Source organism: Mesorhizobium sp. NZP2077 (assembly GCF_013170805.1).
Taxonomy (GTDB): Bacteria; Pseudomonadota; Alphaproteobacteria; order Rhizobiales; family Rhizobiaceae; genus Mesorhizobium.
In genome coordinates this window covers 2,144,944-2,160,814 of the sequence record NZ_CP051293.1, presented here as the reverse complement: position 1 = coordinate 2,160,814, position 15,871 = coordinate 2,144,944, and the positions used below count along the sequence as shown (strand labels likewise).

General features: G+C 58.8%; 13 protein-coding genes and 1 pseudogene. 4 read left to right on the top strand and 10 right to left on the bottom strand.

What is annotated here, in order from left to right; all coding sequences use genetic code 11:
* Positions 1-521: 521 nt before the first annotated feature.
* From HGP13_RS10545 to HGP13_RS10515, 7 genes are all read right to left on the bottom strand, one after another.
* Positions 522-3,722, bottom strand: a complete 3,201-nt coding sequence (locus tag HGP13_RS10545; RefSeq protein WP_172224931.1) for an amino acid permease — start codon at positions 3,720-3,722, stop codon at positions 522-524.
* A gap of 617 nt (positions 3,723-4,339) precedes the next feature.
* A complete protein-coding gene (locus tag HGP13_RS10540) occupies positions 4,340-4,645 on the bottom strand; it encodes a hypothetical protein (protein WP_172224928.1) in 306 nt (101 codons plus the stop codon).
* A gap of 472 nt (positions 4,646-5,117) precedes the next feature.
* On the bottom strand, positions 5,118-5,732 hold the full coding sequence (locus tag HGP13_RS10535; protein WP_246707326.1) for a DUF899 family protein: 615 nt from the start codon (positions 5,730-5,732) through the stop codon (positions 5,118-5,120).
* 1,045 nt (positions 5,733-6,777) lie between these two features.
* A complete protein-coding gene (locus tag HGP13_RS10530; RefSeq protein WP_172224925.1) occupies positions 6,778-7,017 on the bottom strand; it encodes a hypothetical protein in 240 nt (79 codons plus the stop codon).
* Between the two features lie 208 nt (positions 7,018-7,225).
* On the bottom strand, positions 7,226-8,020 hold the full coding sequence (locus HGP13_RS10525) for a class I SAM-dependent methyltransferase (protein WP_172224922.1): 795 nt from the start codon (positions 8,018-8,020) through the stop codon (positions 7,226-7,228).
* A 120-nt stretch (positions 8,021-8,140) separates the two neighbouring features.
* The gene (locus tag HGP13_RS10520; RefSeq protein WP_172224919.1) at positions 8,141-8,584 is read right to left on the bottom strand and encodes a hypothetical protein; all 444 of its coding nucleotides are present in this window, start codon (positions 8,582-8,584) and stop codon (positions 8,141-8,143) included.
* 335 nt (positions 8,585-8,919) lie between these two features.
* Positions 8,920-9,639 carry an alpha/beta fold hydrolase gene (locus tag HGP13_RS10515; RefSeq protein WP_172224916.1) on the bottom strand — a complete coding sequence of 240 codons (720 nt, stop codon included), beginning with the start codon at positions 9,637-9,639 and terminating at the stop codon, positions 8,920-8,922.
* A 494-nt stretch (positions 9,640-10,133) separates the two neighbouring features.
* On the opposite strand from HGP13_RS10515, the gene HGP13_RS10510 reads away from it, so the two are divergent.
* Positions 10,134-10,355: a hypothetical protein gene (locus HGP13_RS10510; protein WP_172224913.1), complete on the top strand. Its 222-nt coding sequence runs from the start codon at positions 10,134-10,136 to the stop codon at positions 10,353-10,355.
* 113 nt (positions 10,356-10,468) lie between these two features.
* Here HGP13_RS10510 and HGP13_RS10505 read toward each other — a convergent pair whose 3' ends face one another.
* From HGP13_RS10505 to HGP13_RS10495, 3 genes and pseudogenes are all read right to left on the bottom strand, one after another.
* Positions 10,469-11,371 (bottom strand): sulfotransferase domain-containing protein, encoded by a 903-nt coding sequence (locus tag HGP13_RS10505; protein ID WP_172224910.1) that lies wholly within the window; start codon positions 11,369-11,371, stop codon positions 10,469-10,471.
* A gap of 160 nt (positions 11,372-11,531) precedes the next feature.
* Positions 11,532-12,111, bottom strand: a pseudogene (locus HGP13_RS10500) (glutathione S-transferase family protein).
* A 589-nt stretch (positions 12,112-12,700) separates the two neighbouring features.
* Entirely contained in the window at positions 12,701-13,546 is an 846-nt protein-coding gene (locus HGP13_RS10495) for a LysR family transcriptional regulator (protein ID WP_172224907.1), read from the bottom strand.
* A 168-nt stretch (positions 13,547-13,714) separates the two neighbouring features.
* Between HGP13_RS10495 and HGP13_RS10490 the strand changes: the two genes are divergently transcribed.
* Genes HGP13_RS10490 through HGP13_RS10480 form a run of 3 tightly spaced genes read left to right on the top strand, consistent with a single transcriptional unit; the run spans position 13,715 to position 15,833 of the window.
* The gene (locus HGP13_RS10490) at positions 13,715-14,800 is read left to right on the top strand and encodes an amidohydrolase family protein (protein WP_172224904.1); all 1,086 of its coding nucleotides are present in this window, start codon (positions 13,715-13,717) and stop codon (positions 14,798-14,800) included.
* A complete protein-coding gene (locus HGP13_RS10485) occupies positions 14,800-15,186 on the top strand; it encodes a Rieske (2Fe-2S) protein (RefSeq protein WP_172224901.1) in 387 nt (128 codons plus the stop codon). Before HGP13_RS10490 ends, HGP13_RS10485 begins: the two co-directional genes overlap by 1 nt.
* Positions 15,187-15,209: 23 nt before the next feature.
* Complete coding sequence (locus tag HGP13_RS10480; protein WP_172224898.1) at positions 15,210-15,833, top strand: HD domain-containing protein; 624 nt, start codon at positions 15,210-15,212, stop codon at positions 15,831-15,833.
* Positions 15,834-15,871: the final 38 nt, after the last annotated feature.

Genomic DNA, 15,871 nt, shown 5'->3' with positions numbered 1-15,871 from the left:
CATATCGACTGCGAAGACGACCGTGCTCCCGGCATACGACACTTCGTGTGGCAAAAAGGGCTGAAAAAAGGGCTTGCATTATCGGCTGCGATTAGACGACGCCTGCCGGCACCCGAAACCCTTCAGCATTTAGGGCGTTCGTACCGCTTCGACTGAGCACCGAAAGCGGACATGTCGTGGAGCTAAAAGCTAATGGTCGTTCGGAGCTGCTTAGCCGCTGTTAGCCATTCTTTCTTGAACGTTGCCTTGGTAAGGCGGACATTCTAACTTTGCTCTATTTTTTACGATTCTGGTGCGTGGGGCGCATCGCCACGTCATGGGCGCGGGCCTGGGTCGGCGGGGGGCCTTTAGGCTTTTCCAAACCGCCTGATAATGGTCGAGCGTCACCTTGTGGCTTCCCGACCGAGCCCAGAAGCTTTGTCCCTGAAGGACGGCATAGGCAGGAAGGCGTGTAACAATTGGGGCCCTAGGCAATTGCTATGACAGCGCTCAGGTAGAAGACCGTAAGACAGGTTTCTAGGCTAGCTGGCAACATTTGCTCGCTTGCGCAAAGCAACTTCCGAATCCTGTTTTTCACCAGAGAATTTTGATCGGGTACCCAAGCCATTCGTCACTTCTTCATAGAGCGCTATTGGATGCGGGTGCCCCACGAGATAACCCTGAATCTCGGGACATCCTTCCGTCATCAAGAAAACACGCTCGTCTTCTGTTTCAACGCCCTCTGCGATGACAGGCAAGGTCAGCGCATTTCCCAGGCTGAGAATCGTTCGTACGATGGCGGCGGACTGGGCATTCGAGTTGACGCCGGAAACGAAACTGCGATCAATCTTGATCTTGTCGAATGGAAACGCCTGTAGCGAGGAAAGGGAAGCATATCCGGTTCCAAAATCATCCATGGAGATCCTGACGCCCAATGCCTTCAATCGCCGCAAAACCGACAACGCGGTTGCCCGATCACGGATGAGAACCCCTTCGGTGATTTCCAATTCCAGGCGTCCCGGCGTAAGGCCGGTCTCGTAGAGGATCGAATGAACGAGCCCCACCAGGTCCCCGAAACGGAATTGCACAGGGGAAAGATTGACGGCGATTTGCAGGGGCACGGCCCAGGAGGCGGCCTCCTTGCATGCCTGCCGGAGCGTCCATTCACCTATTTCAACGATCGTGCCATCCTGTTCGGCAAGGGGGACAAACGCCGTCGGCGAGACGAGTCCATGTCTTGGATGGTGCCACCGGGCGAGTGCCTCAAAACCAAAGATTTCGCCGTCTATCCGAGCTTGCGGCTGATAGTGGAGCACAAGTTCGCCATGTGCGATTGCCGAACGCAAATCTCGCTGCAAGGCGTAACGTTCTCTTAGCCGCCTGTCCATTTCAGGATCGAAGAACTGCAGCATTCGACGACCGTCCGCCTTGGCTCGGTAGAGCGCGGCGTCGGCATTTGCCAATAGCGCCGCCGCATTCTCGCCGTCCCTCGGATAGATCGCCGCGCCGATGCTCAGTCCGATGGAAATGTGCTGGCGCCGGATTTCGAATTCGCCTGCCGCCGATTCGAACAGACGGTCGGCGACTTCCTGGGCTCCAGCGGGCTGTTCATCCATGGACAGGATAAGTGTGAATTCGTCGCCACCCATGCGGGCGATAAAGGCTTCGGGCGCCGCAGCTTCAAGGCGCCGGGAGATGGCGCACAGAAGATCGTCGCCGGCCGCGTGCCCAAAAACGTCGTTGGCCTCTTTAAAATGGTCAAGGTCGATGCTGAGAACGGCAAAGCTGCTGTGCGATGCTCTTGCCTGCTCGAGCGTCCTGGCCAGGTGCGATGCCAGCGAGGTGCGGTTCGCCAGACCGGTGAGGGTATCGTGATGTGCAAGATGCTCGATTTTCTGGTGCCGTGCCATCAGTTCCGTGCGCGCTAAGTGCATATTCTCGCGCGCCTCGTCCAGGCCGTGGGCGGCCTCTTTCACTTCATCTTGCAGGAGGTTGAAGCTTTCGGCCATCTCTCCGAGTTCGTCCCGAGAGTTTACCCTCACCGGTAAGATGTTCACCGAGGCGTGCGCCGCGTCGAGGTCTCCTCGCCCCAGAGCAGCCATGGCGAGAGAGAAGTCCTTTAACGTTCCGGATGTCAAACGCTTCGCTGCATTGGTCACCTCGCTTGCCGAATGAGTAATCATTCCCGGCAAAACCAGGCCGACGCTGATGGTCAGTAGCGCGACGACAACAAATATGTCCTCCAGCGCTGCGATCAGTGGAGCCTGCACGTGGGAAACGCTGCTGATTGCCAAGAAATAACCGGCACCGTCAAGCACGAGCACAAAAAGCATGGCTCCGGTGAGCTTCAGGTGAAGCGTGCGCGCCAGCAAGGGTAGACCCAGTGCGTGCCGATCCTCAATAGCGCGCCACGCGTAAAGCGCAGCGCCCGAATATGCCAATGCCAGACCGAACAATACAGTAGGAAGGCCAAACTGCTGGAATCCCAGTACGGCGGTCAATAGCCATATTGCCGCCGCCCCTAAGCCAAGGACGATCGTTCCCCTGGGAGCATGGAAGGGTCGCTTGGCATCGGGATGGTCTCGGCGCAAGAGCCAGACTGCGATGTTGGGCATGCAGATGCTAATCAGATAGGTAAAATTGGCCGCAGCAATCATCCAGAGCGGGTATCCGCACAGCATGAAACCTATGGCTGCGCCAGCAGTGAGCAGCGTTGCCGCCCATGGACAATCCGTTGCGGTGCGGCTGGCCAGGAACCTCGGCAGCAGGCCGTCTTCGCTCAGTTGCGCAAGGGTCCGCGCGGCGCCTGCCAGGGGCTGCAACGTTCCATGAAACATGTTCAACATGATAAACCAGATGGCAGCGGCTTTGCCAAAACTGCCCAATAGGGGAGCAAACGTGGGGCCGAGGACCACCGCGAGGTCCGTGCCGAGCGGCCCTGGCCCAAGCACACCCAACCAAACAACCGGCAGGACGAAGAAATAGATGCCGGCCATTCCCGCGCTGGCCAACATCGCGCGAGGAATATTGCGGTTAGGGTCGATGGTTTCCCCAACATGGCAAGCTGCGGCCTCAAACGCCGGCGCGGCGAATCCGATCAGATATAGTCCTGCCATTACCGACGTGATGTTGCCGAACAGCCCGGCAAACGGACTTGTCAGTGTAAAGTCAGTCGCCTGCCGCCAGTCAACCGCGCCGCTAATGACCGGGATAAAGGATGACAGAAACGCAAGCATCGCGGAGAATGTAGCGATCGGCATCGCCAGTCGTACCACCCACTTGATTCCACACAGGTTGACCGCCGTAAAAAACCCGATGAGCGCGCAGGCGACCGCCTCCACGGGGATGCCCGGCAGGTACCATTGCTGGATTGCGGACGCTGAAAGAACCGCGGTCAGTCCGCACGTTGGGACCCAACCCCACCAGTAGCAGGTGCCTGTCAAGGCAGAGAGGACGGGACTGTAGGGCCGGAAAGCTTCCGCGCACGCTGCAGAGATACCGCCAACGCGGTTTGGCCACATGAGAACCAATTCGGTCCACGCCGGCGCCGCAGCCCAACTAAGAAGCAGACCAACAACGAGCAACGGGACCGCTGCGCTTCCTTGACCGGGAATATTCCCTTGGCCGACAAAAAGGGCGGCTATCAGAAAGAGGCTTTGATTGCTGCCTCCCATCGCGAGCGCCGTCGTGCCCGCCCATCCCAAGGTTCTTGGGTGCGGTCGACAAGGAGTGACGTCGCGCATTCTGATGGGTCCATTCCAATGCGGTAGGCATTCGAAGCGCGACCGGGATTGGGTAATCGCAGGCCACGCAATCGGATATCGCCTGTCTAATCCAGACAGGTACGGTGAGCTTGAAGTATTAAGATTCCGTACGGTCCCCTAGATGGCTACGGCTCGGGTTTGCCGCCGGCATCAACCGGCAACCGTATACTCGTCTTGTTCCGGGAGAATTGTAAAAGCCCGTCATCGGGATGGCAGGCAAGTAAGCACACCGCGATTTTGTTAAAAACGTACAATCGAGTGATCTTGAACCAGCGAATTCGACGAAATTATTGAAGGGTATCCGTTGCGTGAGGGCTGCCATTGTGGACAATAACGGACAATTCTCCGCTTGTGATTTCGACATCGTGCGGGAGGCCTTCAGGAAGTCGGTTGCTGAACTAAACCCGGTAGAGCAGGATTGGCCGCTACTCGCCCACGCCAAGGCGGCGGCTATGTCAGTGAAGGCGGAAGTTTCTGCTTCGAATGTCCGCCAATGACGCAACCTGATCGTTCAGATCGACGAGAAGAATGGCAAAGATTCCAGCCTTTAGAGTAGCGACGTTGCCGCCGCGTAGCGGCAACAAAGGTTCTGCCGGCTACTGCGCACCTGATGTCCATTCGGGCAGTGGCGCAAGGCTGCGATTGAACTGCTTCCACCACATGGACTCGTCTACCTCGCAGCAGGCGCGAAGCATAGCGTGCCCCTTCTCGAAAGCTTGGGAGGCGAGATCGTCGAACGTCATATGCGCGTCGTACGGCACGGACACCACCAGTTCCTGACCGGTCTGTGTCCCGCCTTCGTCGACTTGAAGATAAAGCCAAACGACGAATTGCGCGCCGCGGCCGCTCGCGTCCGCATTGCCGATCTTGATCCGGTCGATACCTGCTGCAGTGACTTTCATGCGGAGGCCCCTTCATTTGGTTGGATTCGCACTGAATCCCAGAAGTCCGCAGCAATCAGAAAGGTTCCGCGACCGTTGTCCCTATGGTGAAGTATTGATAAAGAGGTGGTTAGGCAGCCCTATTCTCCGTATGAATCTCGCATCGGTTGGTGCGCGCCGAGCCGAGGCCTGCGCGTCCTGCGAGCAGTAATTCATCCTTGATGTTGGAATGCGTCGGCGCCATTCGTCCTTGGAACAGCCCTATCTTATCCTCCAAGGAAGGAAGAGTTGGCCATGGCTACTGAAACGAATCCTTCGCATAAAGGCCTCCAAATCCGCGATACTCTCGACGACTAGACGACACCGCTCTCGGTACGGCGGCGCGGACAACCCTGGCCAAGTGGCTTGCCATGATCGCAAGCAGTGACTTTGGCGAGCTGGGCTCTGTCATTGCCGCCGAGGCGGTCTACCATTCGCCAGTCAAATGGCACCCCTATCCGGGGCACGATCTGGTGTGCCTTTTGGTCCGGACCGCGGCTGGGGTTTTTGAGGACTTCAGATATGAGCGCCAGATGGACCGCAGATACAGGTGGCACTGATTACCGCGAGCGGGGCGCAAGCCTGAGGTTGGACGTGGCGATTTGCCAACGTAGCGAATTTCGTTCCGCTGCTCTTCAGCGGTCAAGCCAAGCTCGGCGGAATCCTCTAATAGCTGAGCTTCGGATACCAATCTGTTCCGCGACCGCCGGGAGTTAGATCCAGGATGGACCAAAGCGAAGCGATGTCGGAGCATCGCGAGGATCCTGGCCAGGATCGGCCATGTCGGCCGACATTTCGCTGGCCCAGAATAGGCGCACTCGGTCGCCGTCGCGCTTAAACACACAGAGAGCTGGGTTCTCAGGTTCTCACTCCCGTCGGCGTTGATGAGGCCAAGATCACGAGCATAGTCATCTCCCGCTGTCTGGACGAAATTCAAATCACGCCACCCGCACTCCTGCGCGAACGCGATCTGGCGCTCCACCGGACTTCGTCCGAGAATCTTCAGGCTTACGCGCTGCTTGATGTCGGCCCCATTTCCGTTCACCGCACCCGACCAGTTGGTGCACATCGGGCATGGGCGGGCTCGCGCGGACCCAATCTCCGTTCAAAAATCTATTGCCGCGCGCTGCGAACACCCCGTCCATTCCAACCGACGATAGCCGGTTTTCCTGCAGGAGCTTGTCTGGCTGGATGGGGAGGTGCGGATCGCTACGACCCGCAGGTCCGATCACGCTGACACCCACGCTCTACGAGTATGCGGATCGGTTCTCCCACGAACCGATTGTTCGTTACCCTCCCGTTCATCATCCGCCCGTCCGTCATCGGTGCGTTACGGACCTAGTACCAGCGCCCTCGGCCGTAAAAGCCGCCGCCTGGTATTCATATGCGACTCCCAAGAGCGCGCCCAGCGGTTCTCGCCGTTCCCAGCTCTTGCCCGCAGGGCATGAATTGTTCCTGTCACTTGACAACCCCCGACGTTCGGCATGGCATTGTTGTTCCAATGGACCTGAGAGGCATGACCAGCCCAACGGACCGCTAGCCTCAACTCGGCTGGAAAGGTTTCTGAAACGATGTTCGGATTTACCAAGGAACCAACCTGCCTGGCGATTTCTTTAGCTGCATGAAAAAACCTGGCACGCTCGGAACAGAAGATCACGATCAGACGGCCCGAACGCCATCCCAACATCAGGATTCTGAAGGCGATTTCGGCGGTCGATTTGGATATGGGCATACCGCTCACAAGCCGGATCCCTTTTGCCAAATACACGTTTTCGGCCGGAGCTGTTCGTCCTCTGCCAGTCGACACGAAGAAAAGATGGCGCTAGCCGGAAGTGCAAAAACCCTGTGAACCCGCCTATTTCGCCAGGAAGCACGGGATCACACAGGCCCAGGCACGACGGATCACCAAAAATTTTGGCCCTTCACGTGTCAGATGCGATACAGCCGCCCAGGATCTGAATCTGGCCCTGAATGACCCATCACCGTTGCATGAGTGTCCGTCAGCATCTGTTTCTTCGATGCCGAAGACGTATCGGACTGCCGGGCCAAAATTTCCTGAGTCTAGTGCAGTGGGATGCCAAGTTTATCCTCCCGACTTTTCACCTCCGCTTCGCTTAAATACCCATTCGGAGGCAGTTCGCGACTTCATAAGGGTGGCTCTGCGGGATGGAAAGCGTGGCGTTCAAGTCATCGAGGCACCCCTGCCGCAGCGCTTTATCCACCAGTTGCTGCAGCGTTGCTTCTTCTCCTTGCCGGTGTGATCGATGCTCGCCGAGGACATAATAACCAACCCCAACGACAATGGCTGCGAAAGCACCGGCTACCAGCAGTCGCAATCGCGCGTTATTGGGCATTTGCCCTCCGCAGAGCAGGCGGAGCCTTTCAGGCTACCGGGCTTGGTCAGGGTGAATCCCTGGTTGGCACCGATCGGCGTGGCAGATGGGATCCGCCCTTTCTTGGGCCCAGTCATGGCGGCAATCGGTGCCGTCATTGTGGTTGGCAACGGCCACGCTGGTGCTTCGAAGATGGTCAGTTGGCGCGCGGTACACCCTGTACACCAAGTCACCGCTTGCACAGTCGCGCCACCAGGCCGCGAAAGCCGAATGGCAACCAAATCACTTGAATATCGATTTGATCCGACGCAAATGCGCTCCTGCCGAGGAAATCCTCAAGTCCTTTTGGATCAAATGTTTGTCGGGTTTCGGGGCCAACGAATTGCAACCTCTTCATTGAAGAGCAATCTGTCGCGTAGATCGACATTGTTCCGCCTGGACGCAGAACCCTGTGGGCTTCCGCCAAGGCGGTTCCGGTCGGCGAGCAGAAGTAAATCACGTTGACAGCCAGAATCTTGTCCATTGAGGCGCTTTCCACTGGCAGCCGCTCGAAGGTGCCGTGGATCAATTTCAGCTTTCCGTCTTGAATTGCGGCTCGATTTCGAATTTGGGCCTGACGAACCATCGTCGGCGACCGATCCACCCCTGTAATCGTGCCGCCGTGCGCAAGTCTGGCCATTTTCTTGAGCGCCCAACCAGGCCCAAACCCTATTTCAAGCACGTCATCCTGCTCGCCGATGTCCAATCGTTCGATGGCCCGCCTGTTGGGCAGGTGATTTATCAGACCCATGACTGCCCCGGCCGCACGCCCGCACATGCCCTCCGGCATGGAAAACTGCTGCGCAATAAAGTCGTGCAGGCCAATTGCGCCAATGCCATCGAGTGACCCGACGACGGATGCACGTGGTGGTTCCGGATGCAGGCCAGCCGCGCCTTGGAACGCAAGGCCGTCGTTTCCGCCGAATCTGTCAGCTTGTGGAGCCAATGGAATCGCAAGCGGCTCCTGGGCACTTTCATCCAACATTCATTGTGCTCTTTATTGCGGGCGATACCCAGAACGCCAGTTCGATGCGGCAGTGTCCGAAACGTATCCCGCGCCATCGCGGCAACGGCCATCGTTGCAGCCGCAGACACCCTTACAGGGCTACGATCGCCCAACCACGGTGTAGGTCGTCTCTATGGTCGGAGCAAGGCGGGACCAACTAGCCGGGCCTTTTCGAGTGGAGGGAGAAATGAAATCGCCACAATAGCGGTGACGATGAACCCTCCGCATCGCCACAGGAAGCGCGAGCGCCAAAAAGCAAACGATGGCAACGATCGGTACCGCGACGGCTGCAAGGGCCGCGCCCAGAACCAGCGCGGCAGCAATCCAGAAGGTTTCAGCGATCCTGTTCATTGAGATGACTCCATTCTGCCCGAAGCAATGAGCCATTTTTGTTTCCCGCGCATTTCCGCTGGAATACATATTCGTAAGATCCCGCAGTGGCTGGCGCATTGGATAAGGGGTATCGATCCCGCCAATCGAGCGCAAAGAGATCAGGAAACATGCGCGGTCGACAGTCTCGAATTCCTTGTCGGTGCCCGGCAAGTCACGCGCCCCTCCGGCACCGTGGTAAACAAATGGATCGCCGGATATCTGGCGTCGATCGGGTCGCAGGCCCTGAGCCGCTGTCAGCTCACCATTTGATGCTTCGCAGGCTCCACTCCTGACACGATGCCGACCGGCCGCTTTGGGGCGGCGCCAGTCTGATCGCTTTAGGCAGCCAATTTGCAAAAGCTGCGGTCCTTGGCCTGGCTTCGGTAGGCTTCGGTAGGCGTCGCAGTTTGACCAATGTCGCCGTTGGCTAAGTGGCGTCTTTCGCAATTGTGCCGAGCGGCCGTTCAGGTTCGAGCAGATTGCGGCGCGTCCGCCGATGCCCCGGGCTAGGCGGTGATGTCCTCCGCGATCCGGCTCAGCAACTCGGCGACATCGTCTGGTGCGGTCACCATGGCGTCGTGTCCCGTCCGCAACTCGTGGTAGTCCTCGATATCAGCGGCTTGCGCGCTCTTTGGCTGGCCAAGTGGTTTATCGCCGATGCAATTGACGTAGGTCCGTGGCACCCATTGGAAACCCGCACTCAGTTTGACCGGCTCCCTGAAAGTGCGGATCGGGTGCGCGGTAAGCCTTGGGATTACCCAACGGACGTCCTCTTCTTCCTTCAACCCGAGGAATTGCACGGTCGCCGCGCTGGCGGGGATGCGCCAGCCCTCACCCCCGACTCGCGCCTGCTCCTCGAAATAGTCCCTGGCCTGCGCCGATGCACAGTCGTACAGGCACTGGCCGTCGCGGGGAACGATGGCGTCGAGATAGACAACTCGCGCTATCCGGCTGGCCGCCCTGTCCGCGGCTGCCGAGACCACGATTCCCGCGTAACTGTGTCCAACTAGGACAACATCTCTCAAGTCCTCGGTCTCCAGCACACCGAGCACATCGCAAATGTGCGTTTCCAGGTCGATGTCTGGAGAGGCGAGATGTGCTCGCTCACCGAGGCCGGTAAGGGTGGGGGTATACAGATCGCTGCCCGGCACCTTCAGTGACTGAGCGACCTTTCGCCAACACCACCCACCATGCCACGCGCCGTGCACCATAACAAAGGTTGTCATTCGGTCGCCCCGCTCCCCTCGATACACGGAATGCACCGAATTTCGCGCAAGTGCAGGGTTTCCGGCGCGCGATAGCCGCGAAGATATTCCGCACACGCACACTACCCCCAAAGCTCGGGACTAGAAAGCTCCGCGCTTTCGGCGCGCGTGCGTGCGTTAACGGTTTTCGGGGCCATGGGCGGTACGCCTGACTATGTCTCGTTCTGTGGCGCGCTGCCGACCAACAAGTGCGGTTTTCGAATGTCTGCTATTGGGCGAAACAATTCTGGATCAAGGCGACCGAACTGAGGCCGCATACCAGACATTCAGCAGCTTAAGCGTTCCGGTAGGATCTATGGTCTGGGCGGCAGCATAGCGTCACCATCGTTATGGCTGAATCCCAGCCTGCAATCGTCATTGTGAAATTGAGGCGCGGGCTTCCTCCTTATTGATGATGCTGCGTTTGGCTGGCAGTTGTATGCTCGCAGGGTTCGGGTGCCGCGCGGGAGGGTGCCATGCGAGAATTGCCATTCGACATCGATGCAGATGCCGTGATTGAAGTCGGCCGATATCTGGATGATCACGCGAAGACCACCGCAGTTTCGATATCTGAAGCGCTCCGTGTAATCAGGCGTCGCGTCAACAAATCGCGCGTCGGCGACAGCGGTTTGGAGGAACTGATTGTAGAAAGCGCCGCAACCAGAAAGCTTGCCCTTTTGTTGGACAACCACAATTAAAGGGAAGCTTCGGCGGTGTAGGAGAGCGGCCGGCAGAAACGCGCGCTGGTGAGGCTCCAATCAGCTGACGGAACCATAGCCTTCGTACGCTTTGATGGGGTTTGTCGGCTCGTTCATGTTTGCTTGCCACGCTCCAGCCATTGCGCGCATTCTCGGCCGAGTTCGCGTTCGGCCGTGAGTTCATAGGCGGAGATATCAGCCGACGTCAGCACGCCCTTCCAGCGGCCATTGGTGCCCTTGTGGATAAAGGTCTGGGCCCCGCCCTCCCATAGCATGCCGCCCAGCGGGGTCACCGATTCAGCGTGTGATTTCATGTAGTCGAAAGTGCAGTGCTCGACGATTGCCGGGAAGGCCGAGTCGTCGATCCCGATGTCGAGAAATCCTGCGATGCGTCTGATCGTGCCGGGAAGGTCTCGCTTCAGATCATTGAAGTGGAGGAGTTTCACGTTGGGTAGGTCGCGGATTTCCCACCAGGAGCGCACGTTTTCCCAAAATGACCAGAAGGGATAGCCGTCCTTCTCCAGCCAATCGCGAAAGTATTTAGCGATGTCGCCGGGCGGCGGGTCGATCGGCGGGCCGACCCGTCCCGGCGTGTTGTTCAAGGCGCCGTACCAATGTTCGTTGGCGTTGAGATGGTGGTTGTAGAGGCTCCACACCATATCGCGGCCGTCGCGAGCGACGTAGAGGTATTTAGCCTTTGGCGAAAACACCAGAGCGTCCACTGGCAAATGGGTTTTGACGAAGCGGCGATGCGTTTGCCCCTCCAGTGCGGCCAGCGCCTCTGGCGGCATAATGCGCAGATCGTACCAGGGTGATAGCTTCGAGATTTCGATGCCCTCGGCGCCGTTGAAAATCAATTGTGCCAGTATTTGCTGTGTCCAGGTCGTGCCGGATTTTGCATAGGTCGCCAGGATGATATCGTCATCTCGGAACTTAAAATTGTCCCATGTCGTCGAATTCATGTGGTGGTTGTGAATGTCGCGGCTCTTCACCGGCATTTGTACATTAGCCGTCATAACTCCCCCCCTTTGGCACCAAGCCGTTCCCGGGAATGGAAAGTTCCCGGCCATCGGAATATGCACTCAAGCTAATATGGCCGCAATCCCACGCTCGAGGAGCCAGCCATTCGTCGTTGAATGCTCGTCAAATGTGGCTTAGGGCTTTCGCGCTGGCCCGTTAGTCTTGAGCAGCAAAATGCGCCATCTGGTCCGCGTATGCCTTCACAAAGGATGGGCGGGTCATGGCGCGTGCGACATAGGCGCGGCAGGCGGGATATGCCGCCAGCCCGTCGAGCGATCGACGAGGCGCAGCACATCGGCCATGAGGATGTCGGCGACGGAGAAGGTCCCAGCCAGCCATTTGCGCCCGGCTAGGATTGGCTCGATGTGCCGGAGCCGCGCCTTTAGGAACTCGTCGAACTGCTTCCATGCGGGCGCTTCGGTCTGGCCGCAGAACTGAAACAGGGACCAGGGCAGGCTCGCCATCTCGACCGAGTTGAGCGCCGCGAATAGCCATTCCTTGGCCTCGTTGCGGCCTCGCGGGTCAATAGGCATCAGCGTATCACTTCGCTCGCCGAGGTATAGCAGGATCGCACCGCCTTCGAAGATCGAGATGTCTCCATCGGTCAGCCACGGTACTTGGCCGAAGGGCTGGTGCAAACGAAATGCTCTGCACCCCGATCGCGAAATGGCGTGCTCTCGACGCGATAGGGCAATCCGGCCTCTTCAAGTGCCCAACGCACACGGACATCGCGCACATAGCCTCGCGGAGGCTTCGGAACTCAGTCGTAGGTGGTGAGGATCAAATGCGATGTCTCGTCAAATCTTTCCTAAAGCCGAATCCGACATTCGAATTTGTACCGTAAGCGCATGTAGTTCGGCCTGGGTCGCGACCCAAAAAATTAGAAAAAAGAAAGGAAGCAGAACTTTCGTGTGCGATTTTTTACACAAGATCTCGTAAATAATTGATTATTCAGGTATCCTCACCATCCATCCTTGCCACGAACAATGGCTTCAACTTGCTGTCAAGCCGCATGCCGACGATAGCAAAAGAGCGCCTCCTCAATAGTGGGTGTTGTGATGTAGCGGTCTCCCGCTACCAAAATCTGTTTAACGCACTGAATAAGAAGTCTGCCCCGGCGGCAGCGCCCCCCGGAGGGGAGCAACGCCGTCAATGGGCAGGGATCGTTGTGATCCCAGGATCCATCGCACAGCGAGCGGCCTCGCAAAACGATCAAAATGGCGATGAAGGCGGGCTTGAGTCGGAGTTCGCGGCAAATCAGCGTAGGCTCGATTTGGTCGATTCACCCGATCCTCGATGCCGCGATCCCCAACTCGGCGATTGAACTATGCCGTCATCTGCTTGAGCGCCTTGAGCAGGCGCAGATGCGTGTGGGAATGGTGGTGCCTGACATGCACGGCCGAATAGATCGGATGCGAGATTTTCGGCGCATCGGCAACCGGCTGCACCACGCCCTCTTGCCGCAATTTCATCGCCACCGTTTCGGTGACGAAGGCGGTGCCACCCCGGCTTCGCAAGAGGTAGGCGACGGCGCCGCCATTTCCTGTCGACACCGGGACGTTTTCCAGTTCCGGCAGCATCTGCTTGTGGGCGCGATTGAAGAAGGCGGAATAGTTGGCGCGGATATAGTCCGCTGGCGTGACCGCGTCGAACGCGACGCCGCGCGTCGACACCATGACGAAATTCTCTTCGGCGATCTGCTCGTAATGCATGTCGGGAAGATGTTGTGGCGAGTAGAGCACCGCCAGGTCGAGGCTCCCGGTCGTCAGGTCGAGTATCATCTGGTTCGAATAGTCGATCTCGACGTAGATCGCCAGTTTGGGCAGCGTCGTCCGCACCCACTCCAGCCACCCCTCCAACACGCGCTCATAGAGCTCGAACTGGATGCCGATGCGGATCAGCTGGTCGAACTTGCCGACCGACTGAATCTCGCGGCGCGCATCGAGCCACCTGAGCTTGACGGCGCGTGCATGGTCCTCGAAGCGGAGGCCGGCAACGGTCGGTTCGGTGCCGCTCTTGCCACGGATGAACAGCTGTTTGTCGAGCAGCGCCTCGAGCGAACGGATGCGGCTCGAAACGGTCGACTGGGTGATGCCCAGCCGCTCCGCCGTGCGGTTGAAGTTGCGGGTCTCGATCAGGTCCAGGAACGTGTCGAGCAGTTCGATCTGCATCTCGGCCACCCAGCAAAAGCTTCACAATGGCTACCGCTTTTTAGCCCGGCCCGACAATGGCTAATCGGAATCCTCGATTAACTTCACATGCCGGGTTGCGTTGCCGGGTCTCGCCTTCAAGCGCAGATTTGCAGCATCTTTCAAACATCCGCCGCGGCAGGTCATCCCATGTTCATCGTCGACACCGACGTCCACAATTACTGGTCAAGTGCCGAGGTCCTGCTTCCCTATCTCGAACCCTATTGGCGCGACTTCCTGGTTCGTGGCGAAAAGCCGGGACCGGCGGGAAGCTTTCCGCACGGCCACCGCCCATGGCTGCATCCCGAGGGATTTTCGCGGCACGACATCCGCCCGCAGACCGAGGAGGACAACTATCTGATCATGAGGGAGAAACACCTCGATCTCTATGACATCGACGTGGCAATCCTCACCGCCGACGAGCCGCTCGAAGCCTCGACGCTGGCCAACTACCACTACGCCAACGCGCTGGTGAAAGCCTACAACGACTACATGATCGACTGGTGGCTGCCCAAGGACCGGCGCTTCAAGGGATCGATCATCATTTCGCCGACCGACCCGCACGGCGCCGCGGCCGAGATCCGCCGTCTCGGCGCCCACAAGGACATCGTCCAGGTGCTGGCCAGCCACGGCTCGCAACGCCCTTACGGCGATCCGTTCTATCATCCGATCTTCGAGGCCTGCGCCGAAGTCGGGTTGCCCTTCGCCATCCATTTCGGCGGCCAGGGCGGCGTCAACCACAATGCCATCGCCAGCGGCCCGACGACCTATTATTGGGAAACACATGCGCTGCTCAGCCAGCCGGCTATGACCCATGTCGTGAGCATGATTTCCAACGGCGTGTTCGAGAAATATCCCGACCTCTATTTCGTCGTCATCGAATGCGGCGTGTCGTGGGTGCCGTCGCTGATGTGGCGGCTCGATGCCAACTTCAAGGCCCTGCGCAAGGAGACGCCGTGGCTGAAAATGCTGCCGTCGGAATATTGCCGCCGCAACATCCGCTTCAGCACCCAGCCGCTCGAACAGCTGCAAAACGTCCGGCATCTCTGGGAAACGCTGGAGCACATGGATGGCCAGAACACGCTGCTCTTCGCCTCCGACTATCCGCACTGGGACTTTGACGCGCCGACCAACATCCACATCCCGCCGGCCTGGCGCGACAAGGTGATGGGGCTGAATGCGCTGGAGGTCTACAAGCGCATCGAGGCGCCCGCCGCCAGCGCGAGGGTCGCGTGATGACGGCCACGGCAACAGCAACACCAGTCCGGGGCCGCACCTTTGCCTGCAAGGCCGACGAGGTCGCGATCGGGCAACCCAGGATCGTCGCCTTCGGCCGCATGAGCATCGGCATATTCCAGCTCGACGACGGCTATGCCGCCTTGCTCAACATTTGCCCGCACCGGGCAGGCCGACTTTGCGAAGGGCCGGTATGCGGAACCACCAGGCCGACCGATCGAGCGGAGTTCGTCTATGAGCGCGCCGGCGAAATCGTTCGCTGTGCCTGGCACGGCTGGGAGTTCGAGATCAGGTCGGGAAAATGCCTCGTCGATGACAAGCTCAAGGCGCGGACATTTCCGGTCGAGGTCGTCGGCGAAGACCTCTATCTCGAGCTGGGCCGGTAGGCGGCGAACGGAAGGCGACGACAGTGGAAACCGTGAAATTCACCCAGATGAAGGATGGCGACCGCGAGGATTATGCTTTCCTGACCGACCATGAGATCGAGTACGCCGCCGGCACGTCCGACCGGCTGCTGGCGGCCATGGTCGAACTCGACAAATCCCTGTCCGGCTACAAGGTGACGCGGCTTGGCCATTCGCTGCAGGCCGCGACGCGGGCCTGGAATGCCGGCGCCGACATCGACTGGGTGGTGTCGGCGCTGCTGCACGACATCGGCGACATCTACGCGCCTTACAACCACGATGAATACGCCGCCGCCATCATCCGGCCGTTCGTGCGCGAGCAATGTGCCTGGGTGGTCGAGAAGCACGGCGACTTCCAGCTGCTCTATTACGGCGAGCATGTCGGCGCCAATCCGCACAAACGCGAGGCCTTCCGGGACAGCGCCTATTTCGACGATTGCGCCGAATTCTGCGAGAAATGGGACCAGTCCAGCTTCGATCCCGATTATCCGACCAAGCCGCTGGAATTCTTTGCGCCCCTGGTGAAAGAGGTTTTTGCGCGCAAGAGCTATGGTTCGGGAGTGATTAGGACCGGGGTCCGTGTTCCCACGTCGGATGAGGGTGTCGCGTTGGCGCGATCGGCGCCGTAGGACACCATCGGCAATTGTCTTGCCCGGCTTATCGTAAC

Bases quoted from the DNA above. Each gene is read 5' to 3' on its own strand.
- HGP13_RS10540 (WP_172224928.1), bottom strand. From the start codon at position 4,645: ATGAAAGTCACTGCAGCAGGTATCGACCGGATCAAGATCGGCAATGCG.
- HGP13_RS10545 (WP_172224931.1), bottom strand. From the start codon at position 3,722: ATGCGCGACGTCACTCCTTGTCGACCGCACCCAAGAACCTTGGGATGG.
- HGP13_RS10510 (WP_172224913.1), top strand. From the start codon at position 10,134: ATGCGAGAATTGCCATTCGACATCGATGCAGATGCCGTGATTGAAGTC.
- HGP13_RS10485 (WP_172224901.1), top strand. From the start codon at position 14,800: ATGACGGCCACGGCAACAGCAACACCAGTCCGGGGCCGCACCTTTGCC.
- HGP13_RS10495 (WP_172224907.1), bottom strand. From the start codon at position 13,546: ATGCAGATCGAACTGCTCGACACGTTCCTGGACCTGATCGAGACCCGC.
- HGP13_RS10530 (WP_172224925.1), bottom strand. From the start codon at position 7,017: ATGCCCAATAACGCGCGATTGCGACTGCTGGTAGCCGGTGCTTTCGCA.
- HGP13_RS10535 (WP_246707326.1), bottom strand. From the start codon at position 5,732: ATGTGCACCAACTGGTCGGGTGCGGTGAACGGAAATGGGGCCGACATC.
- HGP13_RS10525 (WP_172224922.1), bottom strand. From the start codon at position 8,020: ATGTTGGATGAAAGTGCCCAGGAGCCGCTTGCGATTCCATTGGCTCCA.
- HGP13_RS10490 (WP_172224904.1), top strand. From the start codon at position 13,715: ATGTTCATCGTCGACACCGACGTCCACAATTACTGGTCAAGTGCCGAG.
- HGP13_RS10515 (WP_172224916.1), bottom strand. From the start codon at position 9,639: ATGACAACCTTTGTTATGGTGCACGGCGCGTGGCATGGTGGGTGGTGT.
- HGP13_RS10505 (WP_172224910.1), bottom strand. From the start codon at position 11,371: ATGACGGCTAATGTACAAATGCCGGTGAAGAGCCGCGACATTCACAAC.